This is a genomic window from Bartonella capreoli (assembly GCF_902813205.1).
Lineage (GTDB): Bacteria > Pseudomonadota > Alphaproteobacteria > Rhizobiales > Rhizobiaceae > Bartonella > Bartonella schoenbuchensis.
The window spans coordinates 60,321-83,723 of the sequence record NZ_CADDZX010000002.1 but is presented as its reverse complement, the minus strand read 5'-3'; the positions used below and the strand labels follow the sequence as shown (position 1 = coordinate 83,723).

21 protein-coding genes and 4 tRNA genes are annotated in these 23,403 nt (G+C 37.5%); 23 read left to right on the top strand and 2 right to left on the bottom strand.

Annotated elements, in window-relative coordinates:
• Positions 1-23: 23 nt before the first annotated feature.
• The 6 genes from ntrX (at position 24) to J7R05_RS02340 (ending at position 8,937) form a co-directional block, all read left to right on the top strand.
• Positions 24-1,379 (top strand): nitrogen assimilation response regulator NtrX, encoded by a 1,356-nt coding sequence (ntrX, locus tag J7R05_RS02365; protein ID WP_078689621.1) that lies wholly within the window; start codon positions 24-26, stop codon positions 1,377-1,379.
• Between the two features lie 3 nt (positions 1,380-1,382).
• Positions 1,383-2,759 (top strand): Trk system potassium transporter TrkA, encoded by a 1,377-nt coding sequence (gene trkA / locus J7R05_RS02360; RefSeq protein ID WP_208541042.1) that lies wholly within the window; start codon positions 1,383-1,385, stop codon positions 2,757-2,759.
• A gap of 933 nt (positions 2,760-3,692) precedes the next feature.
• The gene (clpP, locus tag J7R05_RS02355; protein WP_208541041.1) at positions 3,693-4,325 is read left to right on the top strand and encodes an ATP-dependent Clp endopeptidase proteolytic subunit ClpP; all 633 of its coding nucleotides are present in this window, start codon (positions 3,693-3,695) and stop codon (positions 4,323-4,325) included.
• A 216-nt stretch (positions 4,326-4,541) separates the two neighbouring features.
• Entirely contained in the window at positions 4,542-5,816 is a 1,275-nt protein-coding gene (gene clpX, locus J7R05_RS02350) for an ATP-dependent Clp protease ATP-binding subunit ClpX (RefSeq protein WP_010703611.1), read from the top strand.
• A gap of 173 nt (positions 5,817-5,989) precedes the next feature.
• Positions 5,990-8,413, top strand: coding sequence for an endopeptidase La (lon, locus tag J7R05_RS02345; RefSeq protein WP_208541040.1), 2,424 nt, complete (start codon positions 5,990-5,992; stop codon positions 8,411-8,413).
• Between the two features lie 245 nt (positions 8,414-8,658).
• Positions 8,659-8,937 carry an HU family DNA-binding protein gene (locus J7R05_RS02340; RefSeq protein WP_010703613.1) on the top strand — a complete coding sequence of 93 codons (279 nt, stop codon included), beginning with the start codon at positions 8,659-8,661 and terminating at the stop codon, positions 8,935-8,937.
• Positions 8,938-9,410: 473 nt separating this feature from the next.
• Here J7R05_RS02340 and trmFO read toward each other — a convergent pair whose 3' ends face one another.
• Positions 9,411-10,808 (bottom strand): methylenetetrahydrofolate--tRNA-(uracil(54)-C(5))-methyltransferase (FADH(2)-oxidizing) TrmFO, encoded by a 1,398-nt coding sequence (trmFO, locus tag J7R05_RS02335; protein WP_208541039.1) that lies wholly within the window; start codon positions 10,806-10,808, stop codon positions 9,411-9,413.
• A 177-nt stretch (positions 10,809-10,985) separates the two neighbouring features.
• Here trmFO and J7R05_RS02330 point away from each other — a divergent pair.
• The 7 genes from J7R05_RS02330 (at position 10,986) to J7R05_RS02300 (ending at position 16,832) form a co-directional block, all read left to right on the top strand.
• Positions 10,986-11,068 (top strand) — tRNA-Leu (locus tag J7R05_RS02330).
• 132 nt (positions 11,069-11,200) lie between these two features.
• Positions 11,201-12,628: a trigger factor gene (gene tig / locus J7R05_RS02325; protein ID WP_208541038.1), complete on the top strand. Its 1,428-nt coding sequence runs from the start codon at positions 11,201-11,203 to the stop codon at positions 12,626-12,628.
• A 122-nt stretch (positions 12,629-12,750) separates the two neighbouring features.
• Positions 12,751-14,250, top strand: a complete 1,500-nt coding sequence (gene gatB / locus J7R05_RS02320) for an Asp-tRNA(Asn)/Glu-tRNA(Gln) amidotransferase subunit GatB (RefSeq protein WP_208541037.1) — start codon at positions 12,751-12,753, stop codon at positions 14,248-14,250.
• Positions 14,251-14,443: 193 nt separating this feature from the next.
• Entirely contained in the window at positions 14,444-14,839 is a 396-nt protein-coding gene (locus J7R05_RS02315) for an NADH:ubiquinone oxidoreductase subunit NDUFA12 (protein WP_208541203.1), read from the top strand.
• Positions 14,840-14,921: 82 nt separating this feature from the next.
• Positions 14,922-15,347 (top strand): DUF2155 domain-containing protein, encoded by a 426-nt coding sequence (locus J7R05_RS02310; protein WP_208541036.1) that lies wholly within the window; start codon positions 14,922-14,924, stop codon positions 15,345-15,347.
• Positions 15,348-15,625: 278 nt separating this feature from the next.
• Entirely contained in the window at positions 15,626-15,973 is a 348-nt protein-coding gene (locus J7R05_RS02305; RefSeq protein WP_246468201.1) for a hypothetical protein, read from the top strand.
• A gap of 121 nt (positions 15,974-16,094) precedes the next feature.
• Entirely contained in the window at positions 16,095-16,832 is a 738-nt protein-coding gene (locus tag J7R05_RS02300) for a rhomboid family intramembrane serine protease (protein WP_208541035.1), read from the top strand.
• On the opposite strand, the gene J7R05_RS02295 is transcribed toward J7R05_RS02300, so the two are convergent.
• Positions 16,822-17,652: a TrmH family RNA methyltransferase gene (locus tag J7R05_RS02295; RefSeq protein ID WP_208541034.1), complete on the bottom strand. Its 831-nt coding sequence runs from the start codon at positions 17,650-17,652 to the stop codon at positions 16,822-16,824. The genes J7R05_RS02300 and J7R05_RS02295 overlap by 11 nt on opposite strands.
• 204 nt (positions 17,653-17,856) lie before the next feature.
• Here J7R05_RS02295 and J7R05_RS02290 point away from each other — a divergent pair.
• The 10 genes from J7R05_RS02290 to rplL all read left to right on the top strand — a co-directional run bounded on the left by J7R05_RS02290 (position 17,857) and on the right by rplL (position 23,136).
• Positions 17,857-17,940, top strand: a tRNA-Tyr gene (locus J7R05_RS02290).
• Positions 17,941-17,966: 26 nt separating this feature from the next.
• Positions 17,967-18,040: transfer RNA gene (locus J7R05_RS02285), tRNA-Gly, on the top strand.
• 174 nt (positions 18,041-18,214) lie between these two features.
• Positions 18,215-19,390 (top strand): elongation factor Tu, encoded by a 1,176-nt coding sequence (tuf, locus tag J7R05_RS02280; RefSeq protein ID WP_007477058.1) that lies wholly within the window; start codon positions 18,215-18,217, stop codon positions 19,388-19,390.
• A gap of 47 nt (positions 19,391-19,437) precedes the next feature.
• A tRNA-Trp gene (locus J7R05_RS02275) sits at positions 19,438-19,513 on the top strand.
• 219 nt (positions 19,514-19,732) lie between these two features.
• A complete protein-coding gene (gene secE / locus J7R05_RS02270; RefSeq protein ID WP_208541033.1) occupies positions 19,733-19,948 on the top strand; it encodes a preprotein translocase subunit SecE in 216 nt (71 codons plus the stop codon).
• Positions 19,949-19,965: 17 nt separating this feature from the next.
• Entirely contained in the window at positions 19,966-20,496 is a 531-nt protein-coding gene (gene nusG / locus J7R05_RS02265; RefSeq protein WP_034990066.1) for a transcription termination/antitermination protein NusG, read from the top strand.
• A 154-nt stretch (positions 20,497-20,650) separates the two neighbouring features.
• Entirely contained in the window at positions 20,651-21,079 is a 429-nt protein-coding gene (gene rplK / locus J7R05_RS02260; RefSeq protein ID WP_208541032.1) for a 50S ribosomal protein L11, read from the top strand.
• A gap of 4 nt (positions 21,080-21,083) precedes the next feature.
• Positions 21,084-21,782, top strand: a complete 699-nt coding sequence (gene rplA / locus J7R05_RS02255; RefSeq protein WP_208541031.1) for a 50S ribosomal protein L1 — start codon at positions 21,084-21,086, stop codon at positions 21,780-21,782.
• 360 nt (positions 21,783-22,142) lie between these two features.
• Positions 22,143-22,661, top strand: coding sequence for a 50S ribosomal protein L10 (gene rplJ, locus J7R05_RS02250; protein ID WP_078690298.1), 519 nt, complete (start codon positions 22,143-22,145; stop codon positions 22,659-22,661).
• A gap of 103 nt (positions 22,662-22,764) precedes the next feature.
• Positions 22,765-23,136, top strand: a complete 372-nt coding sequence (gene rplL, locus J7R05_RS02245) for a 50S ribosomal protein L7/L12 (protein WP_010703627.1) — start codon at positions 22,765-22,767, stop codon at positions 23,134-23,136.
• The last annotated feature ends 267 nt before the right edge of the window (positions 23,137-23,403 follow it).

Sequence of the window (23,403 nt, the reverse complement as noted above, 5' to 3'; positions counted from 1 at the left end):
AAATCATAAGATAAGGGAATGAGATGGTAGCAGATATCTTAATTGTTGATGATGAAGCAGATATTCGTGAGCTTATTGCTGGTATTTTGAATGATGAAGGTTATGAAACACGTGTTGCGTGTCATGCTGATGAGGCATTAGCACAAATTAATGAACGTGTTCCAAAGCTGATTTTTTTAGATATTTGGTTGCAAGGAAGTCGTCTTGATGGTTTGGCATTGCTTGATGAAATCAAAGCGCGACACCCCTCTCTTCCAGTAGTAATGATTTCTGGTCATGGCAATATTGAAACAGCTGTTTCTGCTATAAAGCGAGGTGCGTATGATTTCATTGAAAAGCCCTTTAAAACTGATCGCCTTATCTTGGTTGCTGAACGAACTCTTGAAAACTCAAAATTAAAACGTGAGCTTTTAGAATTACGGCAACGCTCAAGTGAGATACAAGAGTTGCTTGGAACATCGACTGTTATGAAACATTTGCGCCAAGTTATAGAAAAAGTGGCGCCGACTAATAGTCGTATTATGATTACTGGTCCTTCAGGTGCAGGGAAAGAAATGGTGGCGCGTACTATTCACGCACTTTCAGCACGTTCTAATGGACCATTTGTTACGATAAATGCCGCAACGATTGTTCCCGAAAGAATGGAAATAGAATTATTTGGCAATGAAATAGAGGGTAGTGAACGCAAAATCGGTGCATTGGAAGAGGCTCACGGTGGGATATTATATATTGATGAAATTTCTGATATGCCACGTGAAACTCAGGGTAAGATTCTTCAGGTATTAACGACACAAACATTTGAGAGAGTTGGTGGTACGAAGCGTGTCAAAGTGGATGTTCGTGTAATTTCTTCAACAGCACAAAATATTGAAAATTTAATTTCTGATGGGCGATTTAGAGAAGATCTCTTTCATCGTCTTGCAGTTGTTCCCATTACTGTTCCACCGCTTTCTGCACGTCGTGAAGATATTCCGGAACTTGTTCGACATTTTGTTAAAGTCATATCACATCAACTTGGTATTAAACCACGTGAAATCAGTGATGATGTTATAGCTGTTTTGCAAGCACATACGTGGCCAGGTAATGTGCGTCAATTACGTAATAATATTGAGCGTCTCCTCATTCTTGTGCGTGATGATGAACCAATAACAACAGAGTTACTTCCTGTTGAAGTGAGTGATTCTTTTCCACGTGTTAAAATAGATACAGATGAGAATATAATGGATTTACCATTGCGTGAGGCGCGTGAATTATTTGAAAAGAGGTATTTAGTGGCACAGATCGGACGTTTGGGTGGGAATATATCTCGTACTGCTGAATTCATAGGTATGGAACGCTCAGCTTTACATCGTAAACTTAAAGCGCTTGGAGTTTCATAAATTATGCGTGTTATTATTTGTGGGGCAGGGCAGGTCGGTTATGGGATAGCAGAGCGTCTTGCTGCTGAGAATCATGATATAACTGTTATAGATGTTGAAGCGAGATTGGTTGAAAAAATTCGCGATGCATTAGATGTTAGAAGTTTTGTTGGTCATGGTTCACACCCTGAAGTTCTTTTGGCTGCAGGTGCTGATGAAGCTGATATGCTGATCGCAGTAACTTTATTTGATGAAGTCAATATGGTGGCTTGTCAGGTAGCACATTCATTATTTAATATTCCAACTAAAATAGCTCGTATTCGTTCACAATCGTATTTAGATCCACGTTATAAAACTCTGTTTGCAAGGGAAAATATTCCTATTGATGTAGTTATTTCGCCAGAAGTTGAAGTTGGGGAAATGGTTCTACGGCGGATTGCCTTGCCTGGGGCGATAGATGTTCTCTATTTTTGTAATGATGATATCGTTGCATTTGCTTTGGAGTGTATGGAGGATTGCCCAGTCATTAATACACCTTTACGCCAGTTAACGGAGCTTTTTCCCGATCTTCGAACAACAGTTACTGCTATTAAACGTGGTTCAGAATTACTGGTAGCGCATTCAGATACGCAATTGCGCGTTGGTGATGTTACTTATCTTATTGCGGCTCGCGATCAGGTACGTCGTGCAGTTGGACTTTTTGGTCATAAAGAACAGGAGGCACATCGCATAATTATTGCAGGGGGTGGTCACATTGGTTTATACGTTGCTCAGGCTATTGAAAAACGCCTGCATAAGTTAAAATTAAAAATTATAGAGGCAGATAAAGAAAGAGCACTAACAATTGCCGATCAGCTCGAAAAAACAACTGTTTTATATGGTAATGTATTAGATCCGGTAATTCTTCAAGAAGCTGGAATTGACCAAGCTGATTTGATGATTACATTAACCAATCAAGATCAGGTTAATCTTTTAAGCGCTATTATAGCTAAAAGACAGGGGTGCAAAGCCAACATGGTTTTGATTAATAATGTTACTTATCAGGAATTTAGCCGTACAGTTGGTATAGATGCGTACTTAAATCCTCGTAGTGTTACTGTATCAAAAATTTTACAGCAAATGCGTCGGGGACGCATTCGTGCTGTTCATTCGGTTTTTAATGGTGCTGCAGAAATTATTGAAGCTGAAGCAATGCAGACTTCCTCACTGATTGGTAAGTCATTATCAGAGCTCAAGTTGTCAGATGGTTTAAGGATTGGTGCAATTTATCGCAATAATACAATTATACAACTTTTAGCAGATACGCGTATTTTACCGGGTGATCGAGTAGTAATGTTTGCTCTTTCTGATAGTGTTCGTGATGTTGAACAATTATTTCGTGTAAGCTTAGAATATTTTTAAATTACCTAGGATATTTGTATTTTTAGTATGATCATAAAAAACTGATTAATTGGCTTTTGTTAAGCAATCAAAAATTGAAATCAGCTAGTATCTTAAGTTTTAGTGATAAAAAATGCACTTTTACTTGTTGATGTTAATCATATAAGGCCGAATCAATTCTATTGTATTTAATACACTATCACTTTAGTTTCAATTTTCATAAGTTATGAACACAATTATATAAATTACTCAATTTTCAGATTTTTTTGTGTTATGTTAATGTTCAAATTAATAAAGTGTTTGGTTAGATCTAAGTATTTATCTTGAAAATAGTTTCATCTAATAGCAAATCAAATGTGGTTAGCAAAAACAATGCTAAAGAGTCAAAATTTTAGCATTTTATTGTTTATCTGGTAATCCCAATGATGAAAATGTTTGAAGGTTATTTTGCAAGTTTAAAAATTATTTTTGATATTAATTGGAGTTTTAAACACTGCATCTGAAAGCCATAATTAATAGAAAGAAAAATTCCTAATTCTAGCAAGAAGGTTGGGAATAACAATGTCTAATAATGATGATATTGTGTGATTAACTAAATAATATGATTTTTTCATAAACAAGAAAATTTTATTACTAAACAAGGTGGCAAAGCTGGAAGGATTTTTAATTTAGCTTTTAATTTTGAAATAATGAATAAGCTACTTTGTATAGAGTTTCATTATACAAAATGTTAGAAATATCTTATTTGAGAAGAAAGTTTTTAGCATTAAGCAAAATTGCGTATATTTAATGCTCAGAATTTGTTTGAGTAGAGTTTTTATAACTATTTTAACTATTGGAATTTTAATTCTATTTATCATGGTTGATTGTGGCTTGCGTCAGGAGAGTATTGCTAGCCTATGACTAATGCAGTTATATGCATCAATAGAAATTTTTATTAATGGAAGTAAAAATATGAGCGATCCAATAAAAACAGCACTGAATTTGATTCCTATGGTTGTCGAACAGACTAATCGTGGTGAACGTGCTTATGATATTTTTTCCCGTCTGCTGAAAGAACGAATCATTTTCATTAATGGCCCTGTTGAAGATGGTATGGCAATGCTTGTGTGCGCTCAATTGCTTTTTTTAGAAGCGGAAAATCCTAAAAAGGAAATCAGCCTTTATATTAATTCACCAGGTGGTGTGGTAACATCTGGAATGGCGATTTATGACACTATGCAGTTTATTCGTCCTCCTGTTTCTACTTTATGCATGGGGCAAGCAGCATCTATGGGGTCATTACTTTTAACAGCTGGAGCAAAAGGTCACCGTTTCTCGTTGCCAAATGCACGTATCATGGTACATCAACCGTCTGGTGGTTTTCAGGGGCAGGTCTCTGATATTGAACGGCATGCGCAAGATATTATAAAGATGAAACAACGTTTAAATGAAATTTATGTTCAACATACAGGTCAGGATTATGAAATTATTGAAAAAACTCTTGATCGCGATCATTTTATGACAGCAGAAGAATCTAAAAATTTTGGTTTAATTGATGATGTTATACAATATCGCACGGTAACTGAAAAAGAAGAAACAGATTAAGAATTTTTATAGAAAAAGTAGCTAATTGTTAAGTACATAAAAATTGCCTTTAAAATAGCTATTTTAAAATATAAGTTTTATAAAATTTGTCATAAAATAATAAGAAAACACCCAAGAATATTGTGATAATCGTAGTTTTGATATATTTGGGATTGTTGTTATAAAAAACCTCTTTAAGAAGATGAAGTTCAGATATTGAGGTGAAAGGAAAATGAGATGAGCAAAGTTAGCAATAGTGGGGGCGAATCAAAAAATACTCTCTATTGCTCATTCTGCGGCAAAAGCCAGCACGAAGTGCGTAAGCTCATTGCAGGGCCTACTGTATTCATTTGTGATGAATGTGTAGAACTTTGTACAGATATTATCCGTGAAGAAAGTAAATCTTCAGGGGTCAAAGCACGTGATGGTGTTCCTACTCCACAAGAAATTTTAACAGTTCTTGATGACTATGTTATTGGTCAGCGGTATGCAAAACGTGTCCTTTCTGTTGCTGTTCATAATCATTATAAACGTCTTGCGCATCAGTCTAAGAATGGTGATATTGAATTATCTAAATCGAATATTCTTCTTGTTGGCCCAACGGGATGCGGTAAAACCTATCTTGCACAAACATTGGCACGCATTATTGATGTGCCCTTTACTATGGCAGATGCAACCACTTTGACTGAAGCAGGTTATGTAGGTGAGGATGTTGAGAATATTATTTTAAAACTTCTACAATCTGCAGATTATAATGTTGAGCGTGCACAACGTGGCATTGTTTATATTGATGAAGTTGATAAAATTTCTCGTAAAGCTGACAATCCTTCTATTACAAGAGATGTTTCAGGTGAGGGGGTTCAGCAAGCATTGTTGAAAATTATGGAGGGGACAGTGGCTTCTGTTCCTCCCCAAGGTGGGCGTAAACATCCACAACAAGAGTTTCTTCAGGTTGATACAACAAATATTTTATTTATTTGTGGAGGTGCTTTTGCTGGTTTAGAGCGAATTATTTCAGGGCGTGGTGAAAAAACTTCAATAGGTTTTTCTGCTACTGTAAAAGCTCCCGATGAGCGTCGGGTTGGTGAAATTTTTCATGATTTAGAGCCTGAAGATCTTGTAAAGTTTGGTTTAATACCAGAGTTTATTGGCCGTCTTCCTATTATAGCTACTTTAGAAGATTTAGATATTAATGCGCTTGTTCAAATTTTATCGCAACCAAAAAATGCATTGGTTAAGCAGTATAAACGTCTTTTTGAAATGGAAAATGTTGAATTAACATTTCATGAAGATGCTTTACGCGTTATCGCCAATAAAGCGATTGAGCGTAAGACTGGAGCACGCGGTTTGCGCTCTATTATGGAGAAAATTCTTCTTGATACTATGTTTGAGTTGCCAACTCTTGAAGGGGTCCAAAAGGTGGTGATTTCAAGTGATGTAGTTGAAGGAAAAGCTCGCCCTCTTTACATTTATTCGGAGTGTACAGAAGATAAAGAAAACGTATCAGCATGACGTTATAGTAAATATCGTTAATGAGTACTATTTTAAGTGGATCTTCTGAAGTATTATAGCGTAATGCTTGATTTATTTATTCGTAATTACTATTTCATTTATTATAGAGAAGCTGCTATTTTCTAGAGATAAGCTTATGTGGGGGTGAATTATAGGCTCCAGAAAGGAAAAATATGCAACATATTGATGAAAAGACAAAAAAGGTAACAGAAGAGCTTTACGCTGTTTTACCGCTTCGTGATATTGTTGTTTTTCCACATATGATTGTTCCGCTTTTTGTTGGTCGAGAGAAATCAATTCACGCTCTTGAAGAGACGATGATAGTAGATAAGCAGATATTATTAGCCACACAAAAAAATGCTTCTGATGATGATCCAAAATCAGAAGATATTTATGATATTGGTACTTTTGCCAATGTTCTTCAACTTTTAAAACTTCCTGATGGCACTGTAAAAGTTTTGGTTGAGGGGACTGCGCGTGCAAAAATTAACCAATTTACTGAAAATGAAAGTTATCATCAAGCTTATGCAACTGTTATAGAAGAGTCTGAAGAGAACGAAGTTGAGATTGAAGCTCTTTCTCGGTCAGTGATTGTTTATTTTGAAAATTATGTAAAACTTAATAAGAAAATTTCTCCTGAAGTTGTAAGTGCTATCGGCCAGATTGATGATCCTTCTAAGCTTGCTGATACTATTGCTTCACATTTGGTGATTAAACTTTCAGAAAAACAAGAAATTTTGGCATTATTATCTGTTCGTGATCGTCTTGAACGTATACTTTTCTTCATGGAAGGGGAAATTTCTGTTTTACAAGTTGAGAAACGTATTCGTTCACATGTCAAGCGGCAGATGGAAAAAACTCAACGAGAATATTATCTCAATGAACAAATGAAAGCTATTCAGAAAGAGCTGGGAGCGGGTGATGATAGCCGTGATGAGTTGTCTGAATTAGAGGATCGTATCAAAAAAACAAAGCTTTCAAAAGAGGCAAGTGTAAAGGCTGGGGCAGAGCTTAGAAAATTACGTAATATGTCTCCCATGTCTGCGGAAGCAACAGTTGTACGTAACTATCTTGATTGGCTTTTAACTATACCTTGGGGCAAAAAGTCGAAGATTAAGAATGATTTGAACTTTGCTGAAAAAGTCATGGACAATGAGCATTTTGGTCTTGAAAAAATTAAAGAACGAATCGTTGAATATTTAGCAGTACAAAGTCGATCATCAAAAATAAAAGGTCCCATTATTTGTCTTTTAGGTCCTCCGGGTGTCGGAAAGACATCACTTGCACGTTCTATTGCAAAGGCAACAGGCCGTGAATATGTCCGCATCTCATTAGGGGGTGTTCGCGACGAGGCAGAAATTCGTGGGCATCGCCGAACTTATATTGGTTCTATGCCTGGAAAAATTATTCAGTCTATGAAAAAGTCTAAAAAGACTAACCCTCTTTTTTTACTTGATGAAATTGATAAGATGGGCCAAGATTTCCGTGGAGATCCTGCTTCAGCTTTGTTGGAGGTGCTTGATCCTGAACAAAATAGCACATTTATTGATCATTATTTAGAAGTGGAATATGATCTTTCTGATGTGATGTTTATTGCAACTGCAAATACGCTTAATATTCCAGGGCCGCTAATGGATCGGATGGAGATTATTCGTATTGCTGGTTATACTGAGTGTGAAAAGGTAGAGATTGTTAAGCGGCACCTTTTGCCAAAAGCATTGAAAGATCATTCTTTATCCAAAAAAGAGTTTAGTGTTTCTGATGGTGCTATAAAATCGGTTATCCAGTTTTACACACGTGAAGCCGGTGTTCGTAATCTTGAGCGTGAATTAATGAAGATGGCGCGTAAATCGGTTACAAAAATTCTTAAAACGAATCAAAAGTCTATAGAAATTACAGAAGATAATATTAATGATTTTTTGGGAACGAAGCGTTATCGCTTTGGTCAAATTGAGGGTGAAAATCAAATTGGTGTTGTTACTGGGCTTGCGTGGACCGAAGTTGGTGGAGAACTATTGACTATTGAAGGTGTTATGATGCCAGGTAAAGGCAAAATGACTGTTACTGGGAATTTGCGTGATATCATGAAAGAATCAATTTCTGCGGCAGCATCTTATGTGCGTTTCCGTGCTGTTGATTTTGGTATCGAGCCGCCTCTTTTTGATAAGCGTGATATCCATGTTCATGTTCCAGAAGGTGCTACACCAAAAGATGGTCCATCAGCTGGAATTGCAATGGTAACAGCAATTGTTTCAGTATTAACAGAGATCCCTGTTTATAAGGACATTGCTATGACTGGTGAGATTACCTTACGTGGGCGCGTTTTGCCAATTGGTGGATTGAAAGAGAAATTGCTTGCGGCTCTTCGGGGAGGTATTAAAAAGGTACTTATTCCTGAGGAAAATGCAAAAGATTTGATTGATATTCCTGATGACGTCAAAAATAATATGGAGATTATTCCAGTAAGTCATGTGAGTGAAGTTCTTAAACACGCTTTGGTTCGTTTTCCTGAAGCAATTGAATGGACAGAGCCTTCTACAGTGTCTACGTCTATCAGAACGGAAAGCGATAATGAGGGGGTGCCGGTAGCGCACTGATTCTTATATTGATTCTTATTTTGTTCTATAATTTCTAAATTTTAAAGACGGTGAAGTCCATTTTTGGGGTTACTACTTTATTTATTTTAGAAAAAAAATGAAAAATTCCGTGAATAACTGTGATTAATGCTAAAAAACAATATTTTCAAAGAAAATAAAACTTCTGTTTGCTGCGCTTTTCAATAAACTTATTGACGATCGGATGAATTATATTGTCCGACTAATATAGGGAAAGGAAAAATTCAATGAATAAAAGTGAATTGGTTAATTCTATTGCTGAAAAAGCAGGTGTTTCAAAAACACTGGCTGGTTCAGTTCTCGATGCTTTTATCGCTTCTGTAACAGAAGCTTTGGCTTCAGGAGGTGATGTTCGTCTTCCAGGTTTTGGTTCTTTTGAAGTTTCTAAACGTGCTGCTACAAAAGGGCGCAACCCTTCAACAGGTGTTGAAATTCATATTCCAGCGCGCTCTGTACCTAAATTTTCTGCAGGTAAAAGCCTTAAAGAGGCCGTTAATAAAAAATAATTGAGCTACATGAAAAAACCCGATTTATATATAATCGGGTTTTTTTTAAGTTTTTTTAAATACTTTCGCGCAACTTTGCACAAGCAAGGGCGATTTATATTATTATTAAGGCTATTTATTAAAAAAAGGTCCTTTTAAATAGCTGAGATGGGGTAATAGCTGTATATTAAAAAATGTATTTACCCCACATTTTAAGTAAAATGCTCGATTGTAAGTTAGATATCTGTTGTGAATAATAGTTGATAATTCAAGTTAGGCTAATAATTATCACGAGTTTATTCATACAAGCTAGATCTGTTGAAGTACTGAAATATTAGATTATAAGCAGATCTAGAATAGCTTTTTAACTCTATTTAAGCACTGCAATGTATTGAATGATCCACTTTAAGGTTAATTAAAGTTTGTTTAATGGGCTAAAAACAGAAGCAATGAGTGCTTTATTAAGATTAAAAGGATAATGATTAGTTTAGAGATTATTTTGATTCTTCATGTGTTAACCACTGAATACAATCATTTAAGGCTCGTGTAATTATAGCTTGTTTTTTCGCTAGTTTTTTTTCTTTGCTAGATAAACGTTTTGAGTGATGAACACAGTCAACAGGTGGAAAAAGACCAAAATTGATATTCATTGGTTGGAAAGATTGTTTGCCTGTTTCTTGAGTTGCAATGTGTCCACCAGTAATATGGTTTAAAAGAGCTCCAAATGCTGTAGTTTTTGGCGGTAAAGAAGGACAAGTATGATTATATTCAGCAACAGCAAAACGCCCAGCTAAAAGCCCAATTGCAGATGATTCTACATAACCTTCGCAACCTGTGATTTGTCCAGCAAAACGTAATTGGGGCTTTTGTTTTAAGCGAAGGCTTTTATCAAGAATAATTGGTGAATTGAGATAAGTATTGCGATGAAGACCGCCAAGACGTGCGAATTCTGCTTTTTCAAGTCCAGGTATTGTTCTAAAAATACGAATTTGTTCACCATATTTTAGCTTCGTTTGAAAGCCAACCATATTGTAAAGAGTGCCAAGTGTGTTATCTTGACGTAATTGAACAACGGCATAGGGTTTAACTGTAGGATTATGAGCGTTCGTTAGTCCTATAGGTTTCATTGGCCCATATCTGAGGGTTTCAAGGCCACGTTCAGCCATCACTTCAATTGGTAGGCATCCATCAAAATAAGGTGTCTTTTCAAATTGACGAAATTCTATTTTTTCTGCACTTTTCAGTGCTTGAACAAATGTTTCATATTGTTCTCTATTAAGGGGGCAGTTAAGGTAATCTTTTTCAGTTTTTTCAGGGCCGATTTTGTCATAGCGAGATTGATACCAACAGATGTCCATATTAATGCTATCAGTATAAATGATAGGTGCAATAGCATCAAAAAAGGAAAGTGCTTCTGTTCCTGTTATTGCTTGTATTGTTTGTGCAAGTGCTGGTGAAGTAAGCGGACCTGTTGCAATAATAATATTATGCCAGTTTTCAGGAAGGTTATGAATTTCTTCGCGTTCTATAGTTATAAGGGGATGATTTTCAAGTGCTTCTGTAACAGTTTGGGAAAATCCATCACGGTCAACAGCAAGAGCGCTTCCTGCTGGAACTTTATTAGCATCTGCAGCCTTCATAATTAGGGATTTGGCTAATCGCATTTCAGCGTGTAAAAGACCAACGGCATTTGTGGATGAATCATCTGAACGAAATGAATTTGAGCAGACAAGTTCTGCAAGTTTATCTGTTTTATGAGCATCGGATTTTCTTTTTGGTCGCATTTCATGTAAAATGACAGGGATTCCTGATTGGACAATTTGCCAACTTGCCTCACTACCAGCAAGACCACCACCGATGATATGAATTGGAATGTTAAATTTATTTGACATAATCTCCTTTTAATGGAAGTAGTGCTATCTGAAAAGCATAGATTTTACTTCTGTAATTTATAAGAAGTATATATATTTGAGTTTTTAAATGTATTTACTTTCTTTTTTGCTTTAATTGGTTGGGATTGAGTGGTATAGAAACGCCGCTTATATGAGGTTATTGGTTAACGGGTTTAAGCGGATGTGGCGAAATTGGTAGACGCACCAGATTTAGGTTCTGGCGGGAGACCGTGGGGGTTCGAGTCCCTCCATCCGCACCAAAATGATCCTTACATACCACGGGTTTTTGCGTATGTGAAAATCCGCTTCATGTAGATCTAACACTACAGTGTTGGGGTGTAATTGTTACCGGAGTGGATTTATCCATTCCTCAGAAATATGAAAGTTGTTCGATGCAAGTTACCGAAACGCTTAATGAAGGACTGAAGCGCGAAATTAAAATCGTGGTTCCAGCAAAAGATTTGGAAATAAAATTGAATGAACGGTTGGATGAAACCAAAGATAAGATTAAGCTTAATGGTTTTCGTCCCGGTAAAGTGCCCACTAGTCATTTGCGGAAAATGTATGGTAAATCTTTTATGGCTGATCTTCTTAATGAGATTATTAAGAACGCTCCAAGCTCCATTTTGGCTGACCGCAATGAACGTTCTGCAACACAGCCGCACATTGATATAAAAGAAGATAAAGAAGTTCTGGATGGCAAGGCTGATTTTGTTTTTAATTTGAAGTATGAAGTTTTACCACAGTTTGACATTAAAGACTTTAAGAACATAAAAGTTACCCGTGAGCTTGCTGATATTCCTGAAAAGGAGATTGATGAACAGGTAAAGAATGTTCTTTCTTCTACTCGTAATTATTCTGAAAAAAATGCTCCTGCTGTAGAAGGTGATCGCGTTACAATCGATTATATTGGTAAACTTGATGATGTTCCATTTGATAATGGAGCAGGTAATGATGCACAATTGATTCTTGGTTCGAAACAATTTATTCCTGGTTTTGAGGAGCAATTGGTTGGTGTAAAAGCAGGTGATACAACAACAATTTCTGTTAAATTTCCTGATGATTATAGTGCTGCACACTTAGCTGGTAGAGATGCTGTGTTTGATGTCACTGTTAAAGCTGTGTTCAAACCAGATGAATTAGAGATTAATGATGAATCAGCTCAAAAGCTTGGTGTAGAGTCTCTTGATCGTTTACGTGAAATTGTACGTGGGCAAGTTGAAAGTAAATATGGTTCAATGACACGTCAAAAAGTTAAGCGTCAAATTCTTGATGCATTAGATGCTGACTATAATTTTGAAATTCCTAAATGCCTTTTGGATGTTGAATTTAATAACATATGGGGTCAGGTTAATAACGATTTACAAAAAGCTGGTAGCAGTTTTGAAGATGAGGGCACTACAGAAGAACAAGCACGGCAAGAATATCAGCTGCTTGCTCAGCGTCGTGTTCGTCTTGGTCTAGTACTTTCTGAAATTGGGGTGCGGGCTGATGTTAAGGTAAGCGAAGATGAGTTACAAGCAGCAATCTTTGATCAGGTTCGTCAGTATCCTGGGCAAGAGAAAGAAATTATGAATTTTTTCCGGAATACACCGGAAGCTGTAGCAAGCCTACGTGCACCGATTTTTGAAGAAAAAGTCATTGATTATTTGTTGGCACAGATAAAAGTCACAGATAAAACAGTGACTGTTGAAGAGTTAATGAAAGAGGATGACGAATTAGATTTAACTAAGAAGAGTGTAACTAAGAAAAAATCCGCAGTGAAAGAAAAAGGTGTAAAAAAAGTTTCAGCTAAAAAGAAAGCACCTAAAAAGGATTAATTGCATACAATAAAATAGTCTAATAAAACCAGGGTTTTATTAGACTTATATTCTTAAAGTTTGCACTTATAGTAGTTTTAAACCGGCTTGAGTGTATTTTTAATATTGATAGTGGATTAGCAATGGAAATCGTTGATACTCGTACCCCTGATCCTAGGCGTTTTATTTCCGGAGCTACAGGAGATTGGGAAGTTATCATTGGCATGGAGGTCCATGCGCAGATTACATCGGATTCAAAGCTTTTTTCGGGTGCATCAACTAAATTTGGTGCTGAACCAAACAATCATGTATCGTTTATTGATGCAGCTATGCCTGGTATGTTGCCTGTTATTAATCAAGAATGTGTTCGCCAAGCTATTCGGACTGGTTTGGGGTTAAAGGCTAAAATTAATTTAAGATCTGTTTTTGATCGTAAAAACTATTTTTATCCAGACTTGCCACAAGGGTATCAAATTTCGCAATTTCAGTATCCGATTGTAGGGGAGGGGAAAGTCGTTGTCTCTGTTGGGCCAGATTCGAATGGTCAATTTGAAGATATTGAAATTGGAATTGAGAGGTTGCATCTTGAACAGGATGCAGGCAAATCCATGCATGATCAGCACCCAATAATGTCTTTTGTGGATCTTAATCGCTCTGGTGTAGCTCTTATGGAAATTGTTTCCAAACCGGATATGCGTTCATCAGATGAGGCTAAAGCCTATATGACGAAATTACGCACTATTGTTCGTTATTTGGGTACTTGTGATGGTAATATGGATGAGGGTTCCATGCGTGCTGATGTGAATGTATCAGTTCGCCGTCCTGGTGAGGCTTTTGGGACTCGTTGTGAAATTAAGAATGTTAATTCTATTCGCTTTATTGGTCAGGCGATTGAATATGAAGCACGTCGTCAGATTGCGATTTTAGAAGATGGTGGTGTAATAGATCAGGAAACTCGACTTTTTGATGCCACTAAAGGTGAAACACGATCTATGCGTTTAAAGGAAGAGGCGCATGATTATCGTTATTTTCCTGATCCTGATCTTTTGCCATTGGAGTTTGATCAAGCATTTGTAGATGCTTTAGCTGCAGAATTACCAGAATTTCCTGATGATATAAAACTACGCTTTATCAATGAGATGGGGTTGACTGTATATGATGCATCCATTCTTGTAACAGAAAAAGCAATTGCTGATTATTTTGAAGAAGTAGCGCGTGGACGTGATGGAAAAATAGTTGCCAATTGGGTGATTAATGACCTTTTAGGTGCTTTGAATAAAGATAATCGTGCAATTGAGGATACGCCAGTTACTCCAGATCAATTAGGGGCGATTATTGACCTTATTAAAGAGGGGGTTATTTCTGGAAAAATTGCCAAAGATTTATTTGAGATTATCTGGAATGAAGGTGGAGATCCACGTCAAATTGTAGAAGAGCGTGGTATGAAACAAGTGACGGATACAGAGGTTATTAAGGGCGTTGTTGATGAAATTATTGCTAATAACTCTGATAAGGTTGCTCAAGCAAGGGAAAAGCCCGCTTTAGTTGGTTGGTTTGTTGGACAAGTTATGAAAGCAACAGGAGGCAAGGCAAATCCTCAGGCTGTCAATGAATTGGTTAAAACGAAACTAAAAATAGATTAGGTATTATAGGGTGGAGGAAAGTTTATCAATATGATATTTATTTGTAATATGAAATATACAAAATAAAAGTTCGTTTTTCAAAAAGGTACGATTGAGTTTTATGATAGTTTTTATTTTTTGGTAGTTTCAGGCATCGTAACAATTTATTCTAACGGGTAAGGTTGTGGGGTGCACTAAAGAAGTGGAATCGGAAATGGCTGGTTTTTTAAAACAAACCTTTACATGGTGGAATGGTAATACTATCAACACACGTTTTTTTACGTGGCTCAAAGGTAAGCGTGTAGGGGAAGATCAGTTAGGAAATGTTTATTATGAAGGTGGTTACCATAAGGATGGTTATCCACGCCGTTGGGTGATTTATAAAGATTATTCTGAAGCCTCTAGCATTCCTCCAGGTTGGCATGGTTGGATTCATCATCGTTGTAATACACCACCTACGAAAGAAAATTATCAATCGCATGAATGGGAAAAGCCCCATATTTCAAACATGACAGGGACAAGCAAAGCTTATCGGCCAAAAGGTTCTATTGGCTATAATGATGAACATATTGTTCGTAAGGATTATCATGCATGGTCACCTAAAAAATGAAGTATTTTTTGTATGATGTGTTATTTTTTTAATGTTGCACTATCTTATAGATAGTTTTGTTAAATGCAGTTGATTTAGTTTTATGAAGTTTTTCCTACAGTTAGAAGTAAGACGCCTTTTTTGTGCTTATTTAATAGGAATTATAGTAATTTTGTCCTCCGTTAATAGTGTACAGGCTGAACGTGTTAGCAATGCAGTTGTTGTTTTTGCAGGTCTTGATAAAATTACTGGCCGGACTATTCGTTTTGAAGTTTCTATTGGTCAAGTTTATCAATATGGTGCTTTACGAGTAACACCACGGGTATGCTATACAAGTCCTGAAGGTGAACCAACTCGCACTAACGGTTTTGTTGAAGTGGATGAAATAACATTAAATAAAGAAACGCGACGTATTTTTACAGGATGGATGTTTGCAGATAGTCCTGGTTTGAATGCTGTAGAGCATCCTATTTATGATATATGGTTAAAAGATTGCAAGCAGAATTCTGATATTCTTTCAAACCAATGATTTAAATAGTTTCTTTGTTTTTTAGTGGGTGTTTTTATATAAGCTTGGCGTAAGAATAGTTTTCTAAACTATAATAGTCAGATTGTGAAATTACAGGTTCTCTTATGCTCTCGTCCTTGCATTTAACAAGCAGATTATTTACTATCGTGTTTATAATTGTGTTAGCGGAATGTCAGTTTTCAAGTTAGCCAACTACCAAGCATAATGATTATACGCGGGTTACAGAGATCAGTACTGAAGTTTTTTATTATACCAATAACCCTTTAATTCTACTTAAAATGCGAACTAAATGGATAAGCAATCAAGGTTATGTTGTTGATATCGTAGCTACTTCGGTTACTTTAGATAATCTTGATTTAAATTTAGCATGGTTTCAAAATCGTAATTATAGGTATGTTTCAGGTGGAAAATCGTCACTAGTATGCGTCGTTGGTTGTACGGTATCTGAAAAGGGGCGTTTATTTATTCCTGAAGATGAATTTCATACATATGCACATACAGGCTTCACATTTAAATTAATAGGGCGTAGCAATTCTATAGATGGTTTTCTTAATGCTCGTGCTTTTCAGCGTGTTTTGTATAAGATGCAAACATTACCACAGATGCAAACATTATCAGGTAGATAATATTTGGCATTTAGAATGCACACTAGAAGAATACAAAGCTTAGTTTTTCATTTATAATAGTTGATATATTTGGGTTTTGCAAAGTACTATTGATTTATAAATAAGATGGGGATTTTAAAAAATGTGGGATTTTGTTCCTCAACATAATAACTCTCCGTTATTATCAAAACAACTTAAAGAACCATTATTCAATGTTCCATTTATTATAATTGTTTTGATAGCGTTTTGTTTTTTCGGTTATATTATTCCTCAATATTTCCTTTCTGATCAGCTATATATGAGAAGTCTTATTCTTTTTTCGTTTATACCTGTTTTTTTTCAAACTGAGCCTTTAATGTTTTGCTACACCATTGTTAGTTACTCATTCATGCATGGCAGTTTTGGGCATATTGCTATGAACATGGTTTGGCTTTTAGTTTTTGGGTCTCCTTTAGCAAAGCATTTTGGTAATTTACGTTTTTTGCTTTTTTGGATGTTAACAGCGGGTATTTCTGCGTTGACCTATTTTATTTTTCATCAAGATAGTATGATACCACTTGTTGGAGCATCTGGCGCAATTTCCGGAATGATGGGCGCTATTGCGCGTTATGGTTTTTTTGCTGTCTTTAATTCCAATATGCACAATGAGAGGTTTTTAGGTCCTATTTGGCCTATCAAGAAAGCACTTCGTTCAAAGACTGTTCTTGTTTATATTGGTATGTGGCTTATAATTAACTGTCTCACAGGTATATTTCCATATCTATTTGGAGACAGTGATATTTTAATAGCATGGGAAGCTCATGTTGGTGGACTTATTTCAGGTTTTATATTGATTAGTTTTTTTGATAGTCCACGGAAAAAGTCAAAAATTAATGTTTAAGATAATTATGAGCCGCATAAAGTGCTATTGCTGCTGCATTCGATACATTTAATGATTTAATATCCCCAGGTATATTAAGGCGTGCTAATGAGTGAACAGTTTCGCGTGTTTTTTGGCGCAAACCTTTGCCTTCTGCTCCCAGGATAAGAGCAATTTTTTTACCTGTTAATGCTGTCTCTAAAGGCAATTCACCTTCTGAATCAAGCCCGAGGCTATTAAAACCGGCTTGATGAATCTCTTTAAGTGCTTCAGAAAGGTTTCGTACGGTAATGTAATCGATAAGCTCTAAAGCTCCAGAAGCTGCTTTGGCAAGCACACCGCTTTCTTGTGGTGAATGACGATAAGTGGTGATAATTGCCCCAGCTTTAAATGCAACTGCAGAACGCATAATAGCGCCAACATTATGTGGATCGGTAATTTGATCCATTACAATGATAAGGTTAGTATTTGTAAGTTCAGATAAATGTCGTGGTTTAAGAGCTTCAGTTTCTAAGACAACACCTTGATGAACTGCATCTTTTCCAACAAGCGTATCAAGTTTTTTAGGTGGGTATAGTTTTAAAGGACAAGGCACGTCTGATTCGGTTATATTTAATCGTTTTAACGCATTGGGTGTAGCATAGAGATGATTGAAAACTCTCTTGGGATTTTTAAGTGCTTCTTTGACTGAATGGATACCATAAAGGTAAACTGTACTTTGTGTTAATGGGGTAGATCGGTGTTTTAGGTGTGTTGAAGGCACACGAGTGGCGCTCTTTATATCGCGATATTGGCGACGAGGATGAGGAAAATAAGAATTTTTAGATATTTTTTCTTTCATATTTTTCTTATAGCGTGTTCAAAGTAAATGTAGTAGAAAAAACATAAAGTTTAAAAAATTAGTAGGAAATTTGTACAGAACCGTATTTATTCTGTTGACAGATACGCTAGTAATCGTCATAACCGCCCCGCGGCCAGTTTAAATTGAATAAGAGAAAATTGGTTGCTATAATGCCTTATCGCGCAACTTTACCGATGATGGAATGGAGGGGTGCCCGAGTGGTTAAAGGGGGCGGACTGTAAATCCGTTGCGTATGCTACGTTGGTTCGAATCCAACCCCCTCCACCATTCATTGCAGTAAAGTTGATGCATGGGCGGGTATAGCTCAATGGTAGAGCAGCAGCCTTCCAAGCTGAATATGCGGGTTCGATTCCCGCTACCCGCTCCAAATAGTTGTTAGTGGTTAGGCGAATAACTATGATGGGAGTATGCTTTCATCATAATAAATGAGGCGAATATTTTCGTCTTAGAATTGTAGTAATCGGCTTGATATATCAGGTCGATGGGATTCACTTCTAAAGGCCTGTTTTTCAGGTACGGAAAAGACAAGAGAACGACGGCGATGGCAAAGAGCAAATTTGAACGTACGAAGCCGCATGTTAATATAGGAACGATAGGTCACGTTGACCATGGAAAGACGTCCTTGACAGCTGCGATTACGAAATATTTTGGTGAATTTAAAGCGTATGACCAAATTGATGCGGCGCCTGAAGAGCGTGCTCGTGGAATTACCATTTCAACAGCGCATGTTGAATATGAAACAGAGCAACGTCACTATGCGCATGTTGATTGTCCAGGTCACGCAGATTATGTGAAGAACATGATCACGGGTGCAGCACAAATGGACGGGGCGATTTTGGTTGTTTCAGCAGCTGATGGCCCGATGCCTCAGACGCGTGAGCATATTTTGCTAGCACGTCAGGTTGGTGTTCCTGCGATTGTAGTTTTTTTGAATAAGGTTGATCAGGTTGATGATGCTGAGCTTTTAGAGCTTGTTGAGCTTGAAGTTCGGGAGCTTCTTTCGAAATATGACTTCCCTGGTGATGATATACCGATAATTAAGGGTTCTGCGTTAGCAGCTCTTGAGGATTCAGATAAAAGTATAGGTGAAGATGCAGTTCGTCGTTTGATGAATGAGGTTGATAATTATATTCCAACGCCTGAGCGTCCGGTTGATCAACCATTTTTGATGCCTATAGAGGATGTTTTTTCGATTTCTGGGCGTGGAACGGTTGTAACAGGTCGTGTTGAGCGTGGAATTATTAAAGTTGGTGAAGAAATCGAGATTATAGGTATTCGTCCGACTTCTAAGACGACGGTTACAGGTGTTGAAATGTTCCGTAAGCTTTTAGATCAAGGTCAGGCAGGTGATAATATTGGTGCATTGCTTCGTGGTATTGATCGTGAAGGTATTGAGCGTGGGCAAGTTTTGGCGAAGCCTGGTTCTGTTACGCCGCATACCAAGTTTAAAGCTGAGGCTTATATTTTGACGAAAGATGAGGGGGGTCGTCATACACCGTTTTTCACGAATTATCGTCCACAGTTTTATTTCCGCACCACGGATGTGACAGGAATTGTTACGCTTCCAGAAGGTACGGAAATGGTTATGCCGGGTGATAATGTTGCAATGGATGTTTCTTTGATTGTTCCGATTGCAATGGAAGAGAAGCTTCGTTTCGCTATCCGTGAAGGGGGGCGTACTGTCGGAGCTGGTATCGTTTCTAAGATTATTGAATAATATCAATAAATTATGTGAAGGCTTTGAAGGAAGGGGCTTCAAAGATTAGGGGTATAGCTCAGTTGGTAGAGCAGCGGTCTCCAAAACCGCAGGTCGCGGGTTCGAATCCTGCTGCCCCTGCCATGTAGTTATAGTTTTTAATCATATTGTTTAGTGAAGGAGGTCTTTTTAAACTTCCTTCTTGCTTTTTTTTATACAGGGCTTGTTTTTTTGTGTATGAATCGGTATTGAGTAAATAAAATAAAGAAGACTGCATAAAGTTGATTATGGCTTTTCAGGTTTTTATTGTATGTATTTTGTTGTATGATTTACGGTAAGTTTAGAAAGAATGTAGTGTAACTTATGGCGTCTAAAACCAATCCCATTACTTTTTTTAAGCAGGTTTTTGCGGAAACAGCTAAAGTAAAATGGCCTACGCGGCGTGAAACGGTAGTCTCTACTGTTATGGTGTTGGTGTTGGCGGCGTTTGCTTCGATTTTCTTTTTTGTTGTGGATCAGATTATAAATTTTGGTGTGTGGCAAGGTATTGATCTTCTAAAGTACCTTTTTGGTCGATAGTGCAAGGAAGTGTGACTGTGGCTGCTCGTTGGTATATTGTTCAAGCGTATTCAAACTTTGAAAAAAAAGTAGCGGAAGCTATTGAAAAAGAAGCAAAACAAAAAGGGCTTGATCATTTATTTGAAAAGATTTTTGTTCCAACTGAGCGTGTTGTTGAGGTTCGTCGGGGTCGTAGGGTTGATTCTGAGCGTAAATTTTTTCCGGGTTATGTTTTGGTTTGTGCTGAATTAACAGATGAGGTTTATCACCTCATTAAAAATACTCCTAAAGTAACAGGTTTTCTGGGTTCGGATGCGCGGCCTGTTCCTATTTCTGATCGGGAGATTGAGCATATTCTTAAACAGGTGCAAGAAGGTGTTGAGTCTCCTAAATCTTCCATTTTGTTTGAGGTTGGTGAGCAGGTCCGGGTAGCTGATGGGCCTTTTGTTTCGTTTAATGGTATTGTTCAAGAGGTTGAAGAAGAGCGCTCTCGTCTTAAGGTTGAGGTGATAATTTTTGGGCGTCCTACACCTGTTGATTTAGAATTTAGTCAGGTTGAAAAGCTCTGATTGAACTTAAAGTGATGTTTGATCGCTTTAAAAATAATAGGTAGAAGGTGATTTTATGGTTTTTGCCGGCTTAATGATCCGAACTACCCAACTGCAGCGGGTATTCTGTGTGATGAATTGCCAGTTTACCAGTTTAAATTAAAGGCAGATTATTATGGCAAAAAAAAATGCAGGGCAGCTAAAATTGCAGGTTCCAGCGGGGGCGGCTAGTCCTTCTCCTCCAATTGGACCTGCTCTTGGTCAGCGTGGTATCAATATTATGGAATTCTGTAAGGCGTTTAATGCGGCTACGCAGGAAATGGAAAAGGGAGCTCCGATTCCAGTAATTATTACTTATTATCAAGATAAGTCTTTTACATTTTCTCTAAAAACTCCTCCTGTATCATTTTTCTTGAAGAAAGAGGCAAATTTGAAATCTGGTTCAAAAGAGCCTGGTAAGGTATCTGCAGGGACTATTTCTCGTGATAAGATTCACTTGATTGCGGAAGCAAAAATGAAAGATCTTAATACAAATGACATTGAAGCGGCGATGCGTATGGTTGAAGGTTCTGCTCGCTCGATGGGTTTAGAAGTCGTAGGCTAATGTTATGGTAAAAGTAGCAAAGAGAATAAAAAAAATTCGTGAAGGTATTGATTTTGATAAACTCTATGCCTTAACAGATGCTGTTTCAATGGTTAAAGAGCGTGCGGTTGCTAAGTTCGATGAAACAATTGAGATTTCGATGAACTTAGGTGTTGATCCTCGTCATGCAGATCAAATGGTCAGAGGTGTTGCTCATTTACCTAATGGGACAGGAAGAAATATCCGTGTTGCTGTTTTTGCACGTGGTGACAAGGCTGAAGAAGCAAAGGCTGCTGGTGCTGATATTGTAGGTGCTGAAGATTTATTTGAGACTATTAATGCTGGGGTTATTGACTTTGATCGTTGTATTGCAACGCCAGATATGATGCCTCTTGTTGGTCGTCTTGGTAAAGTTCTTGGTCCGCGGAGTTTGATGCCAAATCCAAAGGTTGGTACTGTAACGCTTGATGTTGCTGCTGCTGTTAAAGCTTCTAAAGGTGGTGCTGTTGAGTTTCGTGTTGAAAAAGCTGGTATTGTACATGCTGGTATTGGTAAGGCTTCTTTTGGGGTTGATCAAATCGTGGAAAATATTAAAGCTTTCGCCGATACAGTTACTAAAGCTAAGCCGCAAGGTGCAAAAGGTGAATATATTAAGCGAGTTGCAGTTTCTTCAACAATGGGAGTTGGGGTGAAGATTGATCCTGCAACAGTTTGTGCAGAGTAGGTTGAACAAACTTATGATTTTACTGTAAATAATTATTGCAGTTTTTGGTTGTCGGGTTCATTCGGCATCCAGTTATCTAAGCTTTTTTTTAAGCTTAGGTCATACCGGAAGAAATTCCGGGATGTCCTGTCCGAGATTGTGGGTGATACTTTGGGTATCTTAATCGAAAGAAAGCCTGCATGAGACTAGGGTAAAAGCTTTAAGTTAAGAGACTTAAAGGGTTTGAGCCAAGGTTGCCTTTGATCGTTTATGCGTGAAAAGGGGGCAGGATCCTCGTCGGTAGCATAGAAGAATGATTTTATGTTATCAAAGGTAACCAGCAGGTTTGTTTCAAATGGGCCTGTTAAATGGAGAGAAACAGTGGATAGAGCGGAAAAACGCGAATTTGTCACATGGCTTAACGAGGCTTTTCAAAAGTCTGGTTCTGTCATTGTTGCGCATTATTCTGGTTTAACGGTTTCGCAAATGAACGATCTTCGTTCAAAAATGAGCGAAGCAGGTGGTGCTATTAAAGTTGCCAAAAACCGCCTTGCTAAAATTGCCCTTCAAGGCACAGATTCTGAATCAATGAGAGATCTGTTTACTGGGCAGACGCTTATTGCTTATTCAGAAGATCCGATTACAGCGCCGAAAGTTGCTGTTGATTTTGCAAAAACAAATGAGCAATTTGTCATCCTTGGTGGTTCAATGGGTGCAACAAGTTTGAGTGTTGATGCTGTGAAATCATTAGCTTCGTTGCCTTCATTGAACGAATTGCGGGCAAAGCTTGTAGGTATGATTTCCACTCCTGCAACTCGTGTTGCTCAGGTTGTCAATGCTCCTGCGAGTCAAGTTGCGCGTGTTGTTGGTGCGTATGCTCAGGAGGGCCAAGCGGCTTAGTACTGTTTTGTGTCTCACAATTGCAGAAAGGTTTTAATGCTTTTCTGTTTTTGAGATAAATTTTAAACAATGATTCAAACCTTTTAGTTGAAGGAATTTAAAAATGGCTGATCTAACAAAGATCGTAGAAGATCTTTCTAACCTTACTGTTTTAGAGGCTGCTGAACTTTCAAAATTACTTGAGGAAAAATGGGGTGTTTCCGCTGCTGCTCCTGTGGCGGTTGCTGCTGTTGGTGGTGGAGCTGCTCCAGCTGCTGAAGAAAAAACAGATTTCGATGTTGTTCTTGTTGATGGTGGTGCTCAAAAAATTAATGTCATTAAAGAAGTTCGTGCTCTTACTGGTCTTGGTCTTAAGGAAGCGAAGGACTTGGTTGAAGGGGCGCCTAAGCCTATTAAAGAAGGTGTTTCGAAAGACGAAGCAGAAAAAATTAAAACTCAGCTCGAAGCAGCAGGTGCTAAGGTTGAGCTTAAATAATCTTAATTGTGTCGGTGGGCATTTGTGTCCATCGACTTCCTCTTTTTAGGGAAAAGGCTTGATTGATATAGCTTTTTTTCTGACAGTTTAGTAGCTGTAAGAGGAGTGGGTTTAATCTGTGAGAACTTTAGTAACAGAACTAAATAGGATAAATATTTGGTTATGTGTATGAAAGTAAACGGTGCTCACAGGGTATCAAATAAACTGGTCTGTGTATGCAGGCTAATGATATGGAGCTTTCAAGGTTTAGTCTGCCTTGAATAGTAA

Excerpts from the sequence above, each read along its gene's own strand:
- ntrX (WP_078689621.1), top strand. The coding sequence starts at position 24 with ATGGTAGCAGATATCTTAATTGTTGATGATGAAGCAGATATTCGTGAG.
- trkA (WP_208541042.1), top strand. The coding sequence starts at position 1,383 with ATGCGTGTTATTATTTGTGGGGCAGGGCAGGTCGGTTATGGGATAGCA.
- clpP (WP_208541041.1), top strand. The coding sequence starts at position 3,693 with ATGAGCGATCCAATAAAAACAGCACTGAATTTGATTCCTATGGTTGTC.
- clpX (WP_010703611.1), top strand. The coding sequence starts at position 4,542 with ATGAGCAAAGTTAGCAATAGTGGGGGCGAATCAAAAAATACTCTCTAT.
- lon (WP_208541040.1), top strand. The coding sequence starts at position 5,990 with ATGCAACATATTGATGAAAAGACAAAAAAGGTAACAGAAGAGCTTTAC.
- J7R05_RS02340 (WP_010703613.1), top strand. The coding sequence starts at position 8,659 with ATGAATAAAAGTGAATTGGTTAATTCTATTGCTGAAAAAGCAGGTGTT.
- trmFO (WP_208541039.1), bottom strand. The coding sequence starts at position 10,808 with ATGTCAAATAAATTTAACATTCCAATTCATATCATCGGTGGTGGTCTT.
- tig (WP_208541038.1), top strand. The coding sequence starts at position 11,201 with ATGCAAGTTACCGAAACGCTTAATGAAGGACTGAAGCGCGAAATTAAA.
- gatB (WP_208541037.1), top strand. The coding sequence starts at position 12,751 with ATGGAAATCGTTGATACTCGTACCCCTGATCCTAGGCGTTTTATTTCC.
- J7R05_RS02315 (WP_208541203.1), top strand. The coding sequence starts at position 14,444 with ATGGCTGGTTTTTTAAAACAAACCTTTACATGGTGGAATGGTAATACT.
- J7R05_RS02310 (WP_208541036.1), top strand. The coding sequence starts at position 14,922 with ATGAAGTTTTTCCTACAGTTAGAAGTAAGACGCCTTTTTTGTGCTTAT.
- J7R05_RS02305 (WP_246468201.1), top strand. The coding sequence starts at position 15,626 with ATGCGAACTAAATGGATAAGCAATCAAGGTTATGTTGTTGATATCGTA.
- J7R05_RS02300 (WP_208541035.1), top strand. The coding sequence starts at position 16,095 with ATGTGGGATTTTGTTCCTCAACATAATAACTCTCCGTTATTATCAAAA.
- J7R05_RS02295 (WP_208541034.1), bottom strand. The coding sequence starts at position 17,652 with ATGAAAGAAAAAATATCTAAAAATTCTTATTTTCCTCATCCTCGTCGC.
- tuf (WP_007477058.1), top strand. The coding sequence starts at position 18,215 with ATGGCAAAGAGCAAATTTGAACGTACGAAGCCGCATGTTAATATAGGA.
- secE (WP_208541033.1), top strand. The coding sequence starts at position 19,733 with ATGGCGTCTAAAACCAATCCCATTACTTTTTTTAAGCAGGTTTTTGCG.
- rplK (WP_208541032.1), top strand. The coding sequence starts at position 20,651 with ATGGCAAAAAAAAATGCAGGGCAGCTAAAATTGCAGGTTCCAGCGGGG.
- rplA (WP_208541031.1), top strand. The coding sequence starts at position 21,084 with ATGGTAAAAGTAGCAAAGAGAATAAAAAAAATTCGTGAAGGTATTGAT.
- rplL (WP_010703627.1), top strand. The coding sequence starts at position 22,765 with ATGGCTGATCTAACAAAGATCGTAGAAGATCTTTCTAACCTTACTGTT.